Here is a 16007-nt window from a genome sequence, read left to right as displayed (position 1 = left end):
CCCGAGAGGGCCAAGAAGGAGTCTCATGTCTGAGAACGAAGAGATCATGAACGAGACCGAGAACGAGACCATGGCTGCCGAGGTCGAGGCAGTCGAGACCGTGGAGACCGAAGCTGCCGAGGTTGAGGCTGCTGACGAGGTTTCCGCCGAGGAGGAGGCCGAGGTTGTCGAGGCCGCCGCTGATTACGATGACGAAGAGCTGATGGACAAGATGCAGAAGGCCGCCCGCCTGCTGCGCAGCCGTCGCTTTGCTATTTCCAAGGAGGAGGAGGCCAAGGCTGAGCGCATGGCGAACATCGAGCGCGCCATCAAGCTTCTTGACCTCAAGCCCAAGATGGAGCAGAAGGAGATGTCCGACCTGCTGGGCATGCGCCTTCGTGAGCTCGATGGCCTGATGGCCGAGGCCGAGGCTGCCGATCTGGTCGGCCGCATCGACGACGCCGAGGGCGATATGCGCAAGATCGTCGTCTTCGCTGCCGAGGATGCCGCTGAGGGCCTGGTCGAGCTTGCCAACAAGAAGGAGAAGCTCCTGCCTGAGCTTTCTTACGAGGAGGCCACCGAGCTGATGGCCGCTCTCGATAAGGTTATCGCTCCGCTCGTCGCCATGGGCCTGGACGAGGACCGCGGTCCTCGCGGCGGCCGTGACGAGCGCGGTGGCCGTGGCGGCGACCGTGGCGGTCGCGGCGGCTTTGGCGATCGCGGTGGCCGTGGTGGTGACCGCGGCGGTCGCGGTGGCGATCGCGGTGGCCGTGGCGGCTTTGGTGACCGTGGCGGCGACCGTGGCGGTCGCGGCGGCTTTGGTGGCAACCGTGGTGGCTATGGCGATCGCGGTGGCAACCGTGGCGGCTTCGGCGGCAACCGTGGTAACGACCGCGGCGGTCGCGGTGGCGATCGTGGCGGCCGCAACGGTGGCGGCTTCCGCGGCAACCGTTTCTAGGGGTTACGCGGTTTTACCAAACCGCGTAACTAGTTGACGCTGCAAACCCGCCAGAGCGGCAATCTGCCTTTCAACTTCGGCGGCATGACCAAAAGATCAATGCCGCCTCGTTTCAAGGCGCCTTGCTCGCTCTGGCGGGTTTTCGCTGTCGATACCAAGGCATCGGCGTTGCCTTGATCCAAACCTACCAAAAGGGGACAGGTTTATTTGGTCGGTTTTATCTGGGCAAACGTGGTCGTCTATCGCAATATGGTCGTTGGGGACGTTCTTGTTTGAGTAGTCGTTTAAGAGCGTCCCCAATGACTACATAGCATGAGAGTGGATAATCTCCCGGTTTGAGCCTGCATCCAAGCTTAAAGTGGGAGATTATCCACTCTCGTTTCGTTTGTTGATTTCGATGCCTACATTTGTAGGAACAGTTCGTGGAGGCGGGTGTCTTCGTCGAGCTCGGGGTGGAAGGTTACGCCGAGCTGGTTGCCCTGGCGGGCGGCGACGATGCGGCCATCGACCTCTGCCAAGGCCTTGGCGTCGCCGTGGACCTCGACGATGCGGGGCGCGCGGATAAATGTCAGCGGCACTTCACCGTCGATGCCGTCTACCTGTCCCTTGGTGCGAAAACTGCCGAGCTGTCTGCCATAGGCATTGCGCTCAACGAGCACATCCATGGTTGCCAAACGCGGCGTGCCCTTATCGTCATGAGCGGCAAGGTCGTGAGCCAGCAGAATCAGGCCGGCGCAGGTGCCCAGGACGGGCATGCCTTCAGCGATACGGGTACGAAGCTCCTCGAGCATGCCCAACTCATCAAGCAGTTTCCCTTGAACGGTAGACTCGCCGCCGGGAAGTACCAGACGGTCAAAGTTCTGCTTCAAATCAGCCGCCTGCCTCAGCTCAATACAGCGTGCGCCCAGCTCAGATAGCCTTGCCTCATGCTCGGCAAAAGCGCCCTGGACCGCCAGCACGGCGACCGTTTGGTCTGCATAATCGCTCATGTGCGATCCTTTCTGCTGGACTAGCGCCCGCGCTCCTCCATGATGATCTCGATTTCGTCGGCGTTGATGCCCACCATGGCCTCGCCCAGGTCCTCCGAAAGCTCGGCGATGAGCTTGGCGTCGGTGAAGTTTGCCACGGCCTTGACGATGGCGGCGGCGCGCTTGGCGGGGTCGCCGCTCTTAAAGATGCCCGAGCCAACAAAGACGCCCTCGGCGCCCAGCTGCATCATCAGCGCGGCGTCGGCGGGGGTCGCGACTCCGCCGGCGGCAAAGTTTACGACGGGGAGCTTGCCCGTGGCATGGACCTCGCGCACCAGCTCGACCGGAATCTGCAGCTGCTTGGCTGCCTCAAAGAGCTCGTCGTCGCGCAGGGCAACAACGTCGCGGATCTGCTTTTGGATCTTGCGCATATGGCGCACGGCCTGAACGACGTCGCCCGTGCCCGGCTCGCCCTTGGTGCGAATCATCGTGGCGCCCTCGGCAACACGGCGCAGCGCCTCGCCCAGATCGCGGGCGCCGCAGACAAACGGCACGTCAAACTGGGTCTTGTCGATGTGATAGACATCATCGGCGGGGGAGAGGACCTCGGATTCGTCGATGTAGTCGATTTCGATGGCCTGCAGGATCTGCGCCTCGACAATGTGGCCGATGCGGCACTTGGCCATAACGGGGATGGAGACAGCTTTTTGGATGCCCTTGATCATCTTGGGATCACTCATGCGCGAGACGCCGCCTGCGGCGCGGATGTCGGCCGGGATGCGCTCGAGCGCCATGACGGCGCAGGCGCCCGCCTCTTCGGCGATGCGTGCCTGCTCGGGCGTGGTGACGTCCATGATGACGCCGCCCTTGAGCATCTGCGCGAGCTCGCGGTTGAGTTTAACGCGATCGGCCTTGCTGGTCTGTTCTGCCATGGTTGCTCCCTTGGTTGGCATGTGCATTGCTTGACGGAACATCCTATCGGGGAGCTGGGTATGGCGAAATACTCAGTTTTCGAGATAATAACAAGGTCAGAGTAATACCAGATTGAATGACTCGATAAGGTCAGGTGACAAACTCATGCTTGACTATAATTTGGAAAACCGCGGCGAAGCATCGCTCTATGAGTATGTTTACCAGCAAATTCGAGATGATATCGTTGCTGGACGCATTGCGGCGGGGGAGCATCTTCCGTCTAAGCGCGCCTTTGCCAGTCATCTGGGAATCAGTGTCATTACTATCGAGAATGCATATAGCCAGTTGCTTGCCGAGGGCTATATTTGCTCAATGCCGCGTCGTGGCTACTACGCTTGCGAACTTCCGGATGCACCGGTTTTGGCTTCGGCTGCGGAGGACATCGACCGAGATGCTGTCCCTGTTGGTCCCAGCGCGCATGATGCCATGGGGCAGGCAGAGCGATTCGACGCACTTTCTCCTTCCGCTTTGGAGGCGGCGCGGCTTTGGCAAAGTGCGCTACGGGCGACGCTGACGTCCGAAGACGAACGTGAAATCTTTTCGCCCGCACCGGCGCATGGCACCGCTCGACTGCGACGTGCGATTGCGCACCATCTGCGCGGGACAAGGGGCATGAATGTCAATCCCGACAATATCGTTATCGGTGCGGGCGCCCAGCTGCTCGATACCATGTTGGTTCAGTTGCTTGGCGCGGACAAGGTGTATGCCGTCGAGGATCCAGGCTATTTGCGCTTGACGCGCATCTATCAGGCCATGGGTTGCGAAGTGCGGCATGTCCCGTTGGATGCTGAGGGCGTGGACTTGAGCGCGCTGCAGAAAACCGGGACCGATGTCCTTCACCTGATGCCGTCTCATCAGTATCCGACTGGTCTTGTGACGAGCATTGCACGTCGCTATGCGTTGCTGAGCTGGGCCGCCGAGCGGCCAGGTCGGTATCTCATCGAAGACGACTTTGATTGTGAGTTTCGCCTTGCCGGCAAGCCGATTCCCGCGCTCGCGTCGATCGATGCCGCCCAGTCGGTTATCTACACCAATACGTTTTCGAAGAGCCTTTCATCGGCGTTACGTTTGGCGTACATGGTGCTGCCCGATGAACTAATGGAGAGGTTTAAACGCAACCTTGGTTTCTACGCCTCGTCGGTAAGTTCTGTTGATCAGGTTGCCTTGGCGCGTTTGCTGGAATCGGGTGATTACGAGCGACATGTGAACCGCGTGCGCGTTCGTGCTCGTGGGGCGCGTGATGGCCTGGCGGCGCTTGTACGGAAAACGTTTCCGGCAGGGGAAGTCTCGATCGAGTACGCGGACGCCGGCCTTTACTGCGTCGTGGCCGTGGAGCGTGACGCGGGCGGAAGCTCTTTTGCACGGGCCTTCACGCGCTCGAGCATCCCTTTTATCGATATCGGTGACTGTTTTTGGTGTGCCGATGGCGCATCTGTCCCTGAAAACTCAACTCAAATTCTTGTTCAGTATGACGATCTGAGTCCAAAAGTACTAACTACCTTGGAATTGCAGCTAATGGGGGGCATTCTGCAACCTAAGTGAGTAGACTTTTAGCAGTTTGGCGACCAGGCAGTTTTGTAACAAGCTATCTACCTGCGGTTTTGAAAAGCAGGATGACCGGCCTGCTCGGGATGTTCAAAAAAGTCTACTCACTTGCCGCGCAAAGCTCCTGCATGAGAAAAAATGGGGTTTTCAACAGGGCTTCGTCCAGCTCTCGGCAAGCTTTTGGCCAGTTGGGGAGGGCTGTTGAAAACTTGGCAGTCCGTTCGGCGCCATTTTTGGTGCGTTCGCGCCAATGCGTGACTGACTGGGTTGAAATTCGTGTTTTCCTGTGCCTATGAAGGATTTACTTTGTGACATATCAGCTTTTAGGTACTGGCGTTTGCCTCCTCAAGTCCGCGCTTTGTGTCCGCCGCTTCCACGACCGGAAGAAGACCGGCAGCGATATGATCTCGCCCGCAACCCGACGGCTGCGGTCGCGCTCGGTTTTCCGTTGTATACATTGGTTCGGTCGAGAAACAAACGGACTTGTCCTGCTAGCATTAGGCAGCGGCTGTTTCTTGGTGAGCTTCCCAGGGAATCCGTGCTGGAAACGGAGCATGGGGTTTTGATTACGTCTCCTCTACTGACGGCATTCATCATGTTGCGGCATCTGACGGATCTTCAGCTTCTTTTGGTATTGGCGGAGATGTGTGGCTTGTTTGCGGTGTGTGCCCTGCCGGCGGCACTTGAGGCGGAGCTTTCGCGTGCAATTGATTCGGGCGCGATTTCGACAACGTTCGGTTGGGTGCGCTGCCCGTCCGAGGACGGCACCGCCTCAAATTTATGGCGTCGAGACGCTTTGGTTTTGGGCGGAGACCTTGACCGTTTTTGTTCAGATGTTTGCGGGATGCGTTACGGCAATAGATTTATAGCGGTATCGCAACTCGTTCCATTGGGCGCCGCGTCGCCTTTTGAGGTCGAGGCGTATTTGCTACTTGCACTGCCGCGATCCCTGGGAGGCGAAGGTTTTTGCGGCATAGAGCTTAATGTTGAAGTGATGCTAAGCACAAGTGCTCGAGCGATTGTGGGAAAGTCCCGTGTATATATCGACCTACTTCTTTCTTCGCCGGACGGCAGGCGACAGGTGGCCATTGAATGTCAGGGAAAGGCCTCGCACGGACGCGCAGGGGATGGCTTGCGTGACGCTGACCGCATGACGGCCCTTCAGGCCATGGGCTACGATGTACTTCTCCTGACACACAGACAGATATCCGATGAGGGTAGATTCCACGCGATCGTTAAGGCCGTATGCAGGATGCTCGATGCTGAATATCGTGATAAAAGCTCAGATGAGCAAAGGGCTGAGACATTACTCCGGTCTGAACTATTCGTTGACTGGACAAAATTGGGAGTAATTGACGGAAAGATGCCCGTTAGACACAAAACAGCTCGATCGTGGACGGCTGCGGTTCTAAGTGAGTAGGCTTTTGGCACTTTGGCGACCAGGCCGTTTTGAAACAAGTCATTTACCTGCGACTTTATAAAGCAATACGGATGGTCTGCTCGGCAAGTTTCGAAAAGTCTACTCACTTAGTTTTTGACGAGAGACCGATGCCGAAGATAGCTCTATTTCAGGGCGTTAACGAGTCCTCGAGACACAAAAAGGCCCGAACCAATACGGTCCGGGCCTTCTTCGAGCTAGAGATTATCTCTCAGGCTGCTGGCTTAGCCAAAGTAACGCTTGAGCAGGCCGGCGAAAGCCTTGCCGTGGCGAGCCTCGTCGCGGGCCATCTCGTGCACGGTGTCGTGGATAGCATCGAGACCGGCGGCCTTGGCGCGCTTGGCAAGATCGGTCTTGCCGGCGGTGGCGCCATTCTCGGCCTCAACGCGCATCTCGAGGTTCTTCTTGGTGGAATCGGTCACGACCTCGCCCAGGAGCTCGGCGAACTTGGCGGCATGCTCGGCCTCCTCGTGGGCAGCCTTCTCCCAGTACAGGCCGATCTCGGGATAGCCCTCGCGATGAGCGACGCGAGCCATGGCCAGGTACATACCGACCTCAGAGCACTCGCCCTCAAAGTTGGCGCGCAGATCGGCAACGATGTCCTCAGAGACGCCCTCCATCTTGGCGACGCCCACGACGTGCTCGGCAGCCCACTCGAGCTGGCCCTCCTCCTGCTTCAGGAAGCGAGAGCCGGGAACGCCGCACTGGGGGCACTTGAAATCCTCGGGCAGCTGGTCGCCGTCGAACTCTTCCACATAACCGCAAACGGGGCAAACAAACTTCATGATTCGATCCTTTCGATCGATGGCGATGGTGCGCTCGTCCGGTCCCGTAAGGGCCCTCTCCGGACGTGCGTCTTGACGGGTTCTATTATCCATAAATGAGACCGAATGTGAAGCCTATTAGGAATGATTTTTAATAAAACAATTTAAGCATGTGTAGATGTTGATTGATTAACGATTGCTAGACCTCGTGCGACCTCCGATGAGTACAATCGGTCGAGCAAATGTTGACCAATCAACAAATGAAGGAGCTTCCTTTATGCATCTAGCCCGCCGCGCCTGGTGCCGAACGTATCAAACGGTTTTTCGCATCGCATTGCCGGTGCTGCCCTATACCGAGCCACGCATTTTAGAGCACGCTGAGGAAGTGCCCGCAGTGCTTCAAAAGCGTTCAATACACCATGTTCTTATCGTGACAGATCCCGGCATTGCCCGTCTGGGGCTCACGGCACCGCTCGAGACAGCGCTCGCGTCCAAGGGAATTAGCGCTGCGGTCTATGCCGAAACACGTGCGAACCCCACGGTCTCAAACGTGGAGGAAGCGGCGTCCCTGTATCGCGAGAGCGCCTGCCAGGCCATTATCGGCTTTGGCGGCGGTTCGGCCATGGACTGCGCCAAGGGCGTGGGCGCGCGCATCGCGCAGCCAAAGAAGCCCATCAACAAGATGCGCGGCCTGTTGCGTATCCATCGTCACCTGCCGCTGCTCATCGCCGTTCCCACCACGGCGGGCACGGGAAGCGAGGTCACGCTTGCAGCGGTAATTACCGACGACGAGACGCACTACAAGTATCCCATCAACGACTTTGTGCTGATCCCGCGCTTTGCGGTGCACGACCCCGAGTTTACGCGCGGCCTGCCCGCCTCCATTACGGGGCAAACGGGCATGGACGCCCTGACACATGCCGTCGAGGCCTTTATCGGGCGCAGCACCACGCCCTATACGCGCAGGATGGCGCGCCAGGCGGTGCAGCTCATCCACGACAATTTGCTCGAGGCCTATGAGTGCGGTGGCAACATGCGTGCGCGCCGCAATATGCTTTCGGCGGCGTATAAAGCGGGCGTTGCCTTTACGCGCTCTTATGTTGGATACGTCCATGCCATCGCGCACAGCCTGGGCGGGCGTTACGGGATTCCCCACGGCTTGGCCAACGCCATCATCCTGCCGCACATGCTTCGCGCCTATGGCGAAGCTGCTGCTCCCAAGCTCGCCGATCTCGCCCGCATGGCCGGCATTGCGCCGGCTAATGCGCTGGACAACGTGGCTGCTGAGGCCTTTATCGATTGGGTCGACCGCATGAACGCCGCCTTGGGCATACCCAAATATGTGACGGGCATTCGCCGCTCCGACATTCCTGAGATGGCGGCGCATGCCGATGCCGAGGCCAATCCCCTGTACCCCGTTCCGCTTTTAATGGACCGTTTGGAGCTCGAGCATATGTACGAGGTCGTTGCGGGTGGTATGTTTGAAGACGAGAACTAGGAGGGCCCATGAACACCGAGGAAATTGCGCGTATCGTCGGCGATCAGCGTGCCTACTTTAAGACGCACGCTACGTTTGATGTCGACGCTCGCCGTCGCGCGCTCGTGAGCTTGCGCGACGCAGTGCGGGCGCACGAGGCCGATATTGCCCATGCGCTCAAGACCGATTTGGGAAAGTCGCATGACGAGGCCTATATGTGTGAGATCGGCACCTCGCTTTCCGAGATTCGTCATCAGATTGCGCATGTGGCTCGATGGAGTCGTCCGCGCCTGCGTCCGTGTGACCTCGCCAACGCCGTGAGTGTGTGCAAAACGCAAGCCATGCCCTATGGCGTCACGCTCATTATGGCGCCCTGGAACTACCCGTTTTTGCTAACGCTCGAGCCGCTTGCCGGCGCCCTTGCCGCGGGCAATACCGTGGTCATCAAGCCGAGCGCCTATGCTCCGGCATCAAGCGCGGTGCTCAAGCGGATCTGTGAAGAGGCGTTTGATCCGCGTCTGGTGACGGTTGTCGAGGGCGGCCGCGCCGAAAACGAAGCGCTGCTCGACGAGTGCTGGGACAAGATCTTCTTTACCGGTAGCGTTCCGGTCGGCAAGCTCGTCATGGAGCGCGCAAGTAAAAATCTTACGCCCGTGACGCTTGAGCTGGGCGGAAAGAGTCCCTGCATCGTGGATGCGACGGCAAACTTGAAGGTCGCGGCGCGGCGTATCGCCTTTGGTAAATGGCTTAACGTGGGGCAGACCTGCGTGGCGCCCGACTACCTGCTGGTCGATGCGCGCGTGCACGACGAGCTGCTGGGCCTTATCAAGGAAGAGGCCCGCCGTATGTTTGGTGAACATCCGCTCGATAACGAGGACTACGGGCATATCGTCAACACCAAGCATTTTGCGCGCGTGCGCGGGTTGATTGATCCCGATAAGGTCGTGCTTGGGGGTGCCGCACGCGAGGCTTCGCTCAAGATTGAGCCGACGATTTTGGACGGCGTGACCCTCAATGACGCCGTGATGCAGGAGGAGATCTTCGGTCCTATCTTGCCGGTGCTGACGTTTGAGAGCCTAGACGAGGCCGAGACGTTTATTACGGATCGTCCGACGCCGCTGGCCCTGTATATCTTTAGCCAGGACCGTGAGGTTCAGCAGCGCTTTGTGCGCTGCGTGCCCTTTGGTGGTGGCTGCGTCAACGACACGATCATGCACTTGGCTACGAGCCATATGGGCTTTGGCGGCATGGGTGCGAGCGGTATGGGCCAGTACCATGGCCGTGAGAGCTTCGATACGTTTAGCCACAAGAAGAGCATCGTGAACAAAGCAACATGGCTGGACGTGCCATTCCGCTATGCCCCTTATGCAAGCTGGAAGCACAAGTTCGTGCGCATGTTTGTGCATTAGAATCAGATGACATAGGGATAAACAAAGTGGCCGCCCCCGCGTAAGCGAAGACGGCCATTTCTCACGATGAAAACGTGTATCGGAGTTGGCAAGACCCGCTGCCACGGGTGCCATCCGTGTTCCCATCTTATCTGCAAGCGTTCCGTTGCGCAAGCGTTGCGGCAAACGATTGAAAGACGCAGACAGGATGAATTTGTGTCCGCACGGGCCCGTAGACTTCTCAACTACGTTGTGGATGCTCGCTAATCGGTAATGGAGGCGCACGTGTTTGATGACGATGACCTGTTCGATCTGACAGACGATCCGTTTGAGTGGGATATGCTACTCGATGACGATGAGTTGGAGCAGGACCGTAAGAAGCGGCAGGGCAAGAAGACGCGGGATGACGCTTCGAAAAAGCAGGACAAGCGTCGCCGAGGTCTGTTCGGCGGGCTCTTTGGGTGACTGTCTCATCGCCGCGTCTGTATACTAAACAGGTCTTATACGCGTTGCGAAATGAGGACAGAGACGATGATGTGGTTTACCGCCGACCTGCACCTGGGCGATACGAATATCTTGCACGACATGGATCGACCGTTTGATTCGGTCGAGGAGATGAACCGCAAGGTCATCGATGCCATCAATGAGTGCGTGGCTGTGGACGACCGCCTCTATATCTTGGGAGACTTTACCTATCGTTTGCCCCTGGCGGAGGCGGTGCGCCTGCGCGAGCGCATCGAATGTCAGAACGTAACGCTCATCCGCGGTAACCATGACGGCGACTGGGAAGATCCAGACGCGCCGCACATTTGGGATGAGGTGCGCGATTATCTGGAGGTCGCCCCCGGTTACGCGAAGGGCCATCGCCTGGTAATGAGCCATTACCCCATGCTCAGCTGGAACGGCAAGGCGCGTGGCGCCATCATGTTGCACGGGCATATCCACAGCAGGGGAGACCGCACCAACGCGCGCAACCGCGATCGCGAGCGCCCGGTTCTGCGCTACGACGTTGGCCTCGATGCCAACAACTACAAGCCCGTAAGCCGTGACCAAATCCTAGGCTTCTTTGGACTGTAGCTGTAAGTGCAGGTAGAATGAACGCGCCGCGCGGATGGTCTGTGCGGCGCGTTTCAGTAGGAGCGATGAATCCATGAGGGCTATCCAGCGCATTAACCATAACGCTGCCATCTGCGAAGACGGCGCGGGGCGTCAGCTTATCGCGCTGGGTCGCGGTATCGGCTTTGGCGATATGCCGCATGAGGTCGACCTGGATGTCATCACGCGTACCTTTTACGGCATTGATTCAAAGTACCTGGCGTTTATTGATGAGGTCGACCCCGAGGTGCTGGAGTTTTCTGCTCAGCTGGCTGATATCGCAACCGGACAGCTTTCGTACGAATTGAGCCCTAACCTCCCCATTACACTGGCGGACCATATCCAGTTTGCCATTAAGCGCGCCCGCGAACACATGGTGGTGTCGTTGCCGCTCGAGCGCGATCTGGAGCAGCTGCATCCCATCGAATACCGCTTGGGCGAGCTGGCTGTTCGCGGCATCCAGAAAAGCTTCCGTGTGCGTATGCCCCGAAGCGAGGCCGCGGGCATTGCCATGTCGATTGTCAACGCATCGGTTAAGCCGAGCGAGCGGCGCGTGCTTGCCGAGCAGCACGAGGAGCGACTGCTCGATATGACGGTCGCGATTATTCAAGAAGAGTTGGGTGTGACGGTCGATCGCTCGTCGTTCGCCTTTGCCCGCTTTGCCACTCATGTGCGCTATCTGCTCGACCGCGTGGCAAAGAAAGAGCCGATCGATACCGAGAACTCCGGTCTTTACGACGTGCTCGTGGAGCAGTATCCGGCGGCATCGCGTTGCGCTCACCGTGTCGACGATCTGATTCAAGAGACCTTTGGCGAGCCATTGGCCCAAGAGGAGCTCGTCTATCTGATCATGCATGTGAATCGCGTGGCTTCTGTCCACTCGGATAAATAGGCTCTCTGGTATTTCCTTTCCGTCATGGCGACCGTTCGCGGGTCGTTTGCTACCGTTCGTCGGTAATCTGAGCCGCAACGAACGCATCTGCCGCATATACTCGCCGTGTGTTTGGTGTTACTCACGGCGCAGCTCCGAGAGGCACTACCGATTCTGCCAAGACCATAATTGGGTCTCTGTCGGTTGTGCGCGGGGCTTTTTTCATGTCGATCCACCCGGGAATCACATGCAAATCAATCTCTTGCCAACTGGTATCGCGCGCTGCGCAGGCGCGAGCGGAATCGTGCGTCTTGGTGCCGTGAAGTCCCACGGCCTTTAGTTGGAAGAGAAGGGATTCGACATGGCTGTCGATAACAAGAAGATTGCCGAGGACGTGCTCGCTGCCGTCGGCGGCGCCTCCAATGTGACGAACGCGACGCACTGCATGACCCGCTTGCGTCTGAACCTCAAAGATCAGTCCATTCCCAATGATAATGAAGTTAAGAAGATCAAGGGTGTGCTGGGCGCACAGTGGTCTGGCGGCCAGTATCAGGTCATCATTGGCCAGAACGTGCCGAAGGTCTATGACGCCGCCATTGCGCTGGGCGTCAAGGGCGAAGGCTCCATTGACGAGAACCTCGATGACGGCACCAAGGAGCCACTGACGGTCAAGACTGCGGGCAAGAAGGCCCTTAACTACCTGTCCAAGACAATGTGCATGACGATCCCCATTATCATGGGCGCCGCCATGTTCCGCACACTTGCCGTACTTTGCGGCGACGGCATGCTCGGTATCTGGTCTGCCGATTCTGACATCTACAACTTCTTCTACAACTGGATTTACAACGCCGGCTATTATTTCCTCCCTGTCTATCTGGGTTGGGCTGCCGCAAAGCAGCTCGGCTGCAGCAAGCCGCTCGGCATGATGCTCGGCGGCGTGCTCATTGCCCCCGAGTTCATGACGTTGGTCAACGCCGCTGCGGATTCTGGTGCTACGACCACGATGGTTTACGGCGTGCTCCCGGCTCAGCTGAACAACTATTCTGCGACCGTGCTCCCCATGCTGCTGTCTATGCCGGTGCTGATGGTCGTCGAGAAGTTCATGAAGAAGATCATCCCCGACATGCTCTCCACGGTGTTTGTGCCCGTGTGCACCATGGCTGTGATGACCCCCGTTTCCCTGTGCGCCCTAGCTCCGATTGGTTCCATTCTGGGCGACCTGGTCGGCAACTTTATGTTCGGCCTCGGAAACGCTGGCGGCATCGTCACAATCCTCTCCCTCGTCGCCATTGCCGCGCTTTGGGAGTTCCTGGTTATGACCGGTATGCACCAGGTTCTGATTGCCCTCGGCATTGTGCAGGTGCTCACCTCAGGGTCTGACTCCTGCGTTATGGTCGCGGGTGCTATCGCTCAGTTCGCCACGTGGGGCATGGCCTTCGGTGCCTTCCTGCGCCTTAAGGAGGTCGACGAAAAGGGCGCTATGCTTGGTTTCTCGCTCTCCGGCATTGTCGGTGGCGTGACGGAGCCCGCGCTGTATGGCTGCGGCTTTAAGTATACTCGCTGCCTGGGTGCCATGGTCGCGGGCGGCGCTATCGGCGGCCTGATCGCGGCTCTCACTAATGTGACCACGTATGTTTTGGGCGCAACTAATATCCTTGGTATTACAGGTTATGTTGCAGGCGGAACTGCTAATCTCGTATGGGGCTGCGTTGCATCGGGCACTGCATTTGTTGCCGCCGCTGCCATCGCCTACTTCTTTGGCTTTACCAAGGAGCAGCTCGACGAAGACGCTGCTGCCGCCAAAGCCTAAAGCATCCGTTCGGTAGGACAATTATCTGGGGCACTTGGCTGCGCTTCAAGTGTCCCTTTCCGTAGATGGGGGTCAATATGAAGCAATTGCTCATTCGTGCCGATGATATCGGTTATTCGTATGCCGTTAACCTGGGGATTGCCCGCAGTATCAATGAGGGCCTGGTGCGCTCGGCGGGACTTATGCCCAATATGCCCGAGGCCGAGCGTGGCTGGTCGCTCGTGGCGGATGCCGGCATTGCGGTGGGTCAGCATACCAACGTGTGCCTGGGCAAGCCGTGTGCCGACCCGGCGCTCATTCCGAGCATGCTCAACGAGAATGATGAGTTCCATAGCAGCCGTACCTTCCGCGATCATTTTAAGCGCGGCGAGGAGTTGATAGACTTCGACGAGGCCTGCATCGAGATCCGCGCGCAGCATGACCGCTTTGTCGAGATCGTGGGCCGCGAGCCCGATTACTTTGAGGCCCATGCCGTCATGAGCAAAAACCTTAACCGAGCGATCTCGGCGGTTGCTCAGGAGCTGGGCCTTAAGGAGCAAAAGGCGAGCTTCGACCCCGCGGCTGTGGTGCATTGCGGAGATACTGATCTGCGCATGGTGATGCGCTCGATGGAGCCGGGCTACGAGCCCAAAGAGGCAATCATGCAGACGGTTCGCGGGATGGTGGACGGCGAGACGGTCGTCTTTGTGTGCCATCCGGGTTATCTCGATCGTTTTATCCTGGAGAACAGCTCGCTCACGACCGATCGTACCAAGGAAGTCGATGCACTGATCGACCCCGAGCTTCGCGCTTGGCTCGAGTCTCAATCCGATCTTCGCCTGATCGACTACCGCGACCTGTAAGGACCCAAGTCACCACAAAGGGGACAGTCGCCTTTGTGGTGGTTCTGGCGCCGTTGCCATTATGGCAGCGGCGCCTTTTTTGTCCGTGCGGCGCGGTAGAGTGTAGGCGGTTGAAATTTGCGTCCATCGAGGAGCTGCTATGAACGAGATCAAGTGCCCGCATTGTGGCGAAGTTTTTAAGGTCGATGCGTCCGGCTATGCGGATATCGTCAAGCAGGTGCGCGATGCCGAGTTCTCGCGCGACCTGGATGAGCGCGTGAAGGCGGTCCAGCGCGAGGGCGAGCAGGCACTGGAGCTTGAGCGCTCGCGCTCGACGGCTGCTTTGCAAAAGGCAGAGTCTCAGCGCGACGCTCAGCTTGTCGAGCAGAAGAACGCTGCAGCTCAGCAGCTGGCACAAGAGGTTGCCAAGCGCGACGCTGAGCTTGCCGAGCTGCGCGCCAAGCTCGAAGGCGCTGCCGCAGAGCGCGAGAGTGCAAGTCAGCGCGCGGCGGTTGAGGCTCGTTCCGATGCTCAAAAGGAGAATGCCGAGCTTCAGCGCGAGATCGACAATTTACGTGCGCAGTTGGAGCGCAAAGATGATGAAGCCAGGCTTGCCGAGGCGGCGGCACGCAATGCTGCTCAAAACGACCTGTCCGCGCGCGACGCTCAGATTGCCGAGCTGCAGGCCAGGATCGCCGCGGCGGACAAGGCCCAGGAGATGGCGCTTGCCGCTGCCGCGGCAGAGTCGCAGCGTGAGCTCGATGCCGCTCGCAGCGAGGCCGAGCGCGCGCTTACTGACTATCGCGCGAAGGTGCAAGAGAAGTTTTCCGCCGCAAAGGCTCAGTCCGAGCAAGAGGCCGAGGGCCTGCGTGCCCAGCTGCGCGAGCAGGAACTGATGGCAAAAATGAACCTGTCAGAGGCGGTCGCCGCGGCGGAGCGAGAGCGCGATGAGGCACGTGCCAAACTGACGAGCGAGCTGGCGGTGCGCGATTCTCGCGAGGAGCAAGCCAAGGCGGCACACGAGCTCGAGCTTGCGCAGGCCAAGCGCGCGAGCGATGACCTGATTCGCTACAAGGATGAAGAGATTGAGCGCCTTAAGGACATGAAGGTTCGCCTGTCCACCAAGATGGTGGGCGAGTCGCTCGAGCAGCACTGCGAGACCGAGTTTAACCGTCTGCGCATGACGGCGTTTCCCAATGCGTACTTCGAGAAAGATAACGATGCATCCGAGGGCACCAAGGGAGACTTCATTTTCCGTGAGCGCGACGCGAGCGGCAACGAGGTCATTTCGATTATGTTCGAGATGAAAAACGAGAACGACGAGACCGCGACCAAGCATAAAAACGAGGACTTCTTTAAGAAACTCGATCACGATCGTCGCCAGAAAGGCTGTGAGTACGCGGTGCTCTGCACGCTGCTCGAGCCCGAGAGCGAGCTTTACAACGCGGGAATCGTGGACGTGAGCTATCGCTACGAGAAGATGTATGTGATCCGCCCGCAGTTCTTCATTCCCATCATTACGCTGCTACGCAATGCCGCCATGGGTTCGCTTCGCTATAAGCAGGAGCTGGCGGAGTACAAGCAGCAGAATATCGATGTCACGAACTTCGAAGCCAAGATGGAGAAGTTCAAGAACGATTTCGGCCGCAACTACGAGATCGCGAGCCGCAAGTTCCAAACGGCAATCGATGAGATCGACAAGACGATTAGCCATCTGCAGAAAACCAAGGAGGCGTTGCTGTCCTCCGAGAACAATCTGCGCCTTGCCAACAAGAAAGCCGACGATCTTACCATTCGCAAGCTCACGTGGGGCAACAAGACCATGAAAGCAGCGTTTGACGAGGCGCGCGGGGCCGCGACAGAGACGAACGATGAGCCAGCCGAGGCGGATTCGTATGAGGTCGAGGATGCCGAGTAGGGG

Annotated in this window: 14 protein-coding genes; 11 read left to right on the top strand and 3 right to left on the bottom strand. The window is 58.4% G+C overall.

Features of this window, described 5'->3' with window-relative positions; translation table 11 throughout:
- Positions 1-25: 25 nt before the first annotated feature.
- On the top strand, positions 26-937 hold the full coding sequence (locus PMX70_RS04520) for a hypothetical protein (protein WP_117774394.1): 912 nt from the start codon (positions 26-28) through the stop codon (positions 935-937).
- 401 nt (positions 938-1338) lie between these two features.
- Here the strand turns inward: PMX70_RS04520 and pdxT are convergent, their stop codons facing one another.
- Together pdxT and pdxS are read right to left on the bottom strand one after the other, a co-directional pair.
- The gene (pdxT, locus tag PMX70_RS04515) at positions 1339-1926 is read right to left on the bottom strand and encodes a pyridoxal 5'-phosphate synthase glutaminase subunit PdxT (RefSeq protein ID WP_271743010.1); all 588 of its coding nucleotides are present in this window, start codon (positions 1924-1926) and stop codon (positions 1339-1341) included.
- 20 nt (positions 1927-1946) lie between these two features.
- Positions 1947-2837 (bottom strand): pyridoxal 5'-phosphate synthase lyase subunit PdxS, encoded by an 891-nt coding sequence (gene pdxS / locus PMX70_RS04510; RefSeq protein ID WP_271743009.1) that lies wholly within the window; start codon positions 2835-2837, stop codon positions 1947-1949.
- Positions 2838-2982: 145 nt separating this feature from the next.
- On the opposite strand from pdxS, the gene pdxR reads away from it, so the two are divergent.
- Positions 2983-4419 carry a MocR-like pyridoxine biosynthesis transcription factor PdxR gene (pdxR, locus tag PMX70_RS04505; RefSeq protein ID WP_271743008.1) on the top strand — a complete coding sequence of 479 codons (1437 nt, stop codon included), beginning with the start codon at positions 2983-2985 and terminating at the stop codon, positions 4417-4419.
- Between the two features lie 541 nt (positions 4420-4960).
- A complete protein-coding gene (locus PMX70_RS04500) occupies positions 4961-5842 on the top strand; it encodes a hypothetical protein (RefSeq protein ID WP_271743007.1) in 882 nt (293 codons plus the stop codon).
- 242 nt (positions 5843-6084) lie between these two features.
- Here the strand turns inward: PMX70_RS04500 and PMX70_RS04495 are convergent, their stop codons facing one another.
- Positions 6085-6645, bottom strand: a complete 561-nt coding sequence (locus PMX70_RS04495) for a ferritin family protein (RefSeq protein ID WP_022094328.1) — start codon at positions 6643-6645, stop codon at positions 6085-6087.
- A gap of 256 nt (positions 6646-6901) precedes the next feature.
- Here PMX70_RS04495 and PMX70_RS04490 point away from each other — a divergent pair, with 256 nt between their 5' ends.
- The 8 genes from PMX70_RS04490 to PMX70_RS04455 all read left to right on the top strand — a co-directional run bounded on the left by PMX70_RS04490 (position 6902) and on the right by PMX70_RS04455 (position 16004).
- A complete protein-coding gene (locus PMX70_RS04490; RefSeq protein WP_271743006.1) occupies positions 6902-8122 on the top strand; it encodes an iron-containing alcohol dehydrogenase in 1221 nt (406 codons plus the stop codon).
- Positions 8123-8130: 8 nt separating this feature from the next.
- Positions 8131-9510, top strand: coding sequence for an aldehyde dehydrogenase (locus tag PMX70_RS04485; RefSeq protein WP_271743005.1), 1380 nt, complete (start codon positions 8131-8133; stop codon positions 9508-9510).
- 264 nt (positions 9511-9774) lie between these two features.
- Positions 9775-9954 (top strand): hypothetical protein, encoded by a 180-nt coding sequence (locus PMX70_RS04480; RefSeq protein WP_117563521.1) that lies wholly within the window; start codon positions 9775-9777, stop codon positions 9952-9954.
- 66 nt (positions 9955-10020) lie between these two features.
- Complete coding sequence (locus PMX70_RS04475) at positions 10021-10566, top strand: metallophosphoesterase (protein ID WP_231500841.1); 546 nt, start codon at positions 10021-10023, stop codon at positions 10564-10566.
- A gap of 73 nt (positions 10567-10639) precedes the next feature.
- Positions 10640-11476 (top strand): PRD domain-containing protein, encoded by an 837-nt coding sequence (locus PMX70_RS04470; RefSeq protein ID WP_158548887.1) that lies wholly within the window; start codon positions 10640-10642, stop codon positions 11474-11476.
- 340 nt (positions 11477-11816) lie between these two features.
- Positions 11817-13265 (top strand): PTS transporter subunit EIIC, encoded by a 1449-nt coding sequence (locus PMX70_RS04465; RefSeq protein ID WP_271743004.1) that lies wholly within the window; start codon positions 11817-11819, stop codon positions 13263-13265.
- A gap of 77 nt (positions 13266-13342) precedes the next feature.
- Positions 13343-14107 (top strand): ChbG/HpnK family deacetylase, encoded by a 765-nt coding sequence (locus PMX70_RS04460; RefSeq protein WP_117563517.1) that lies wholly within the window; start codon positions 13343-13345, stop codon positions 14105-14107.
- A gap of 139 nt (positions 14108-14246) precedes the next feature.
- The gene (locus PMX70_RS04455) at positions 14247-16004 is read left to right on the top strand and encodes a DUF2130 domain-containing protein (RefSeq protein WP_117563516.1); all 1758 of its coding nucleotides are present in this window, start codon (positions 14247-14249) and stop codon (positions 16002-16004) included.
- Positions 16005-16007 lie beyond the last annotated feature (3 nt).

The organism is Collinsella aerofaciens (assembly GCF_028206795.1).
GTDB classification, from domain to species: Bacteria; Actinomycetota; Coriobacteriia; order Coriobacteriales; family Coriobacteriaceae; genus Collinsella; species Collinsella aerofaciens_AX.
This window is presented reverse-complemented; position numbering and strand designations above follow the sequence as displayed.

What these genes read in the sequence shown, in the direction of transcription:
- PMX70_RS04520 (WP_117774394.1), top strand. Translation starts at nt 26, where the DNA reads ATGTCTGAGAACGAAGAGATCATGAACGAGACCGAGAACGAGACCATG.
- pdxT (WP_271743010.1), bottom strand. Translation starts at nt 1,926, where the DNA reads ATGAGCGATTATGCAGACCAAACGGTCGCCGTGCTGGCGGTCCAGGGC.
- pdxS (WP_271743009.1), bottom strand. Translation starts at nt 2,837, where the DNA reads ATGGCAGAACAGACCAGCAAGGCCGATCGCGTTAAACTCAACCGCGAG.
- pdxR (WP_271743008.1), top strand. Translation starts at nt 2,983, where the DNA reads ATGCTTGACTATAATTTGGAAAACCGCGGCGAAGCATCGCTCTATGAG.
- PMX70_RS04495 (WP_022094328.1), bottom strand. Translation starts at nt 6,645, where the DNA reads ATGAAGTTTGTTTGCCCCGTTTGCGGTTATGTGGAAGAGTTCGACGGC.
- PMX70_RS04490 (WP_271743006.1), top strand. Translation starts at nt 6,902, where the DNA reads ATGCATCTAGCCCGCCGCGCCTGGTGCCGAACGTATCAAACGGTTTTT.
- PMX70_RS04485 (WP_271743005.1), top strand. Translation starts at nt 8,131, where the DNA reads ATGAACACCGAGGAAATTGCGCGTATCGTCGGCGATCAGCGTGCCTAC.
- PMX70_RS04475 (WP_231500841.1), top strand. Translation starts at nt 10,021, where the DNA reads ATGATGTGGTTTACCGCCGACCTGCACCTGGGCGATACGAATATCTTG.
- PMX70_RS04470 (WP_158548887.1), top strand. Translation starts at nt 10,640, where the DNA reads ATGAGGGCTATCCAGCGCATTAACCATAACGCTGCCATCTGCGAAGAC.
- PMX70_RS04465 (WP_271743004.1), top strand. Translation starts at nt 11,817, where the DNA reads ATGGCTGTCGATAACAAGAAGATTGCCGAGGACGTGCTCGCTGCCGTC.
- PMX70_RS04460 (WP_117563517.1), top strand. Translation starts at nt 13,343, where the DNA reads ATGAAGCAATTGCTCATTCGTGCCGATGATATCGGTTATTCGTATGCC.
- PMX70_RS04455 (WP_117563516.1), top strand. Translation starts at nt 14,247, where the DNA reads ATGAACGAGATCAAGTGCCCGCATTGTGGCGAAGTTTTTAAGGTCGAT.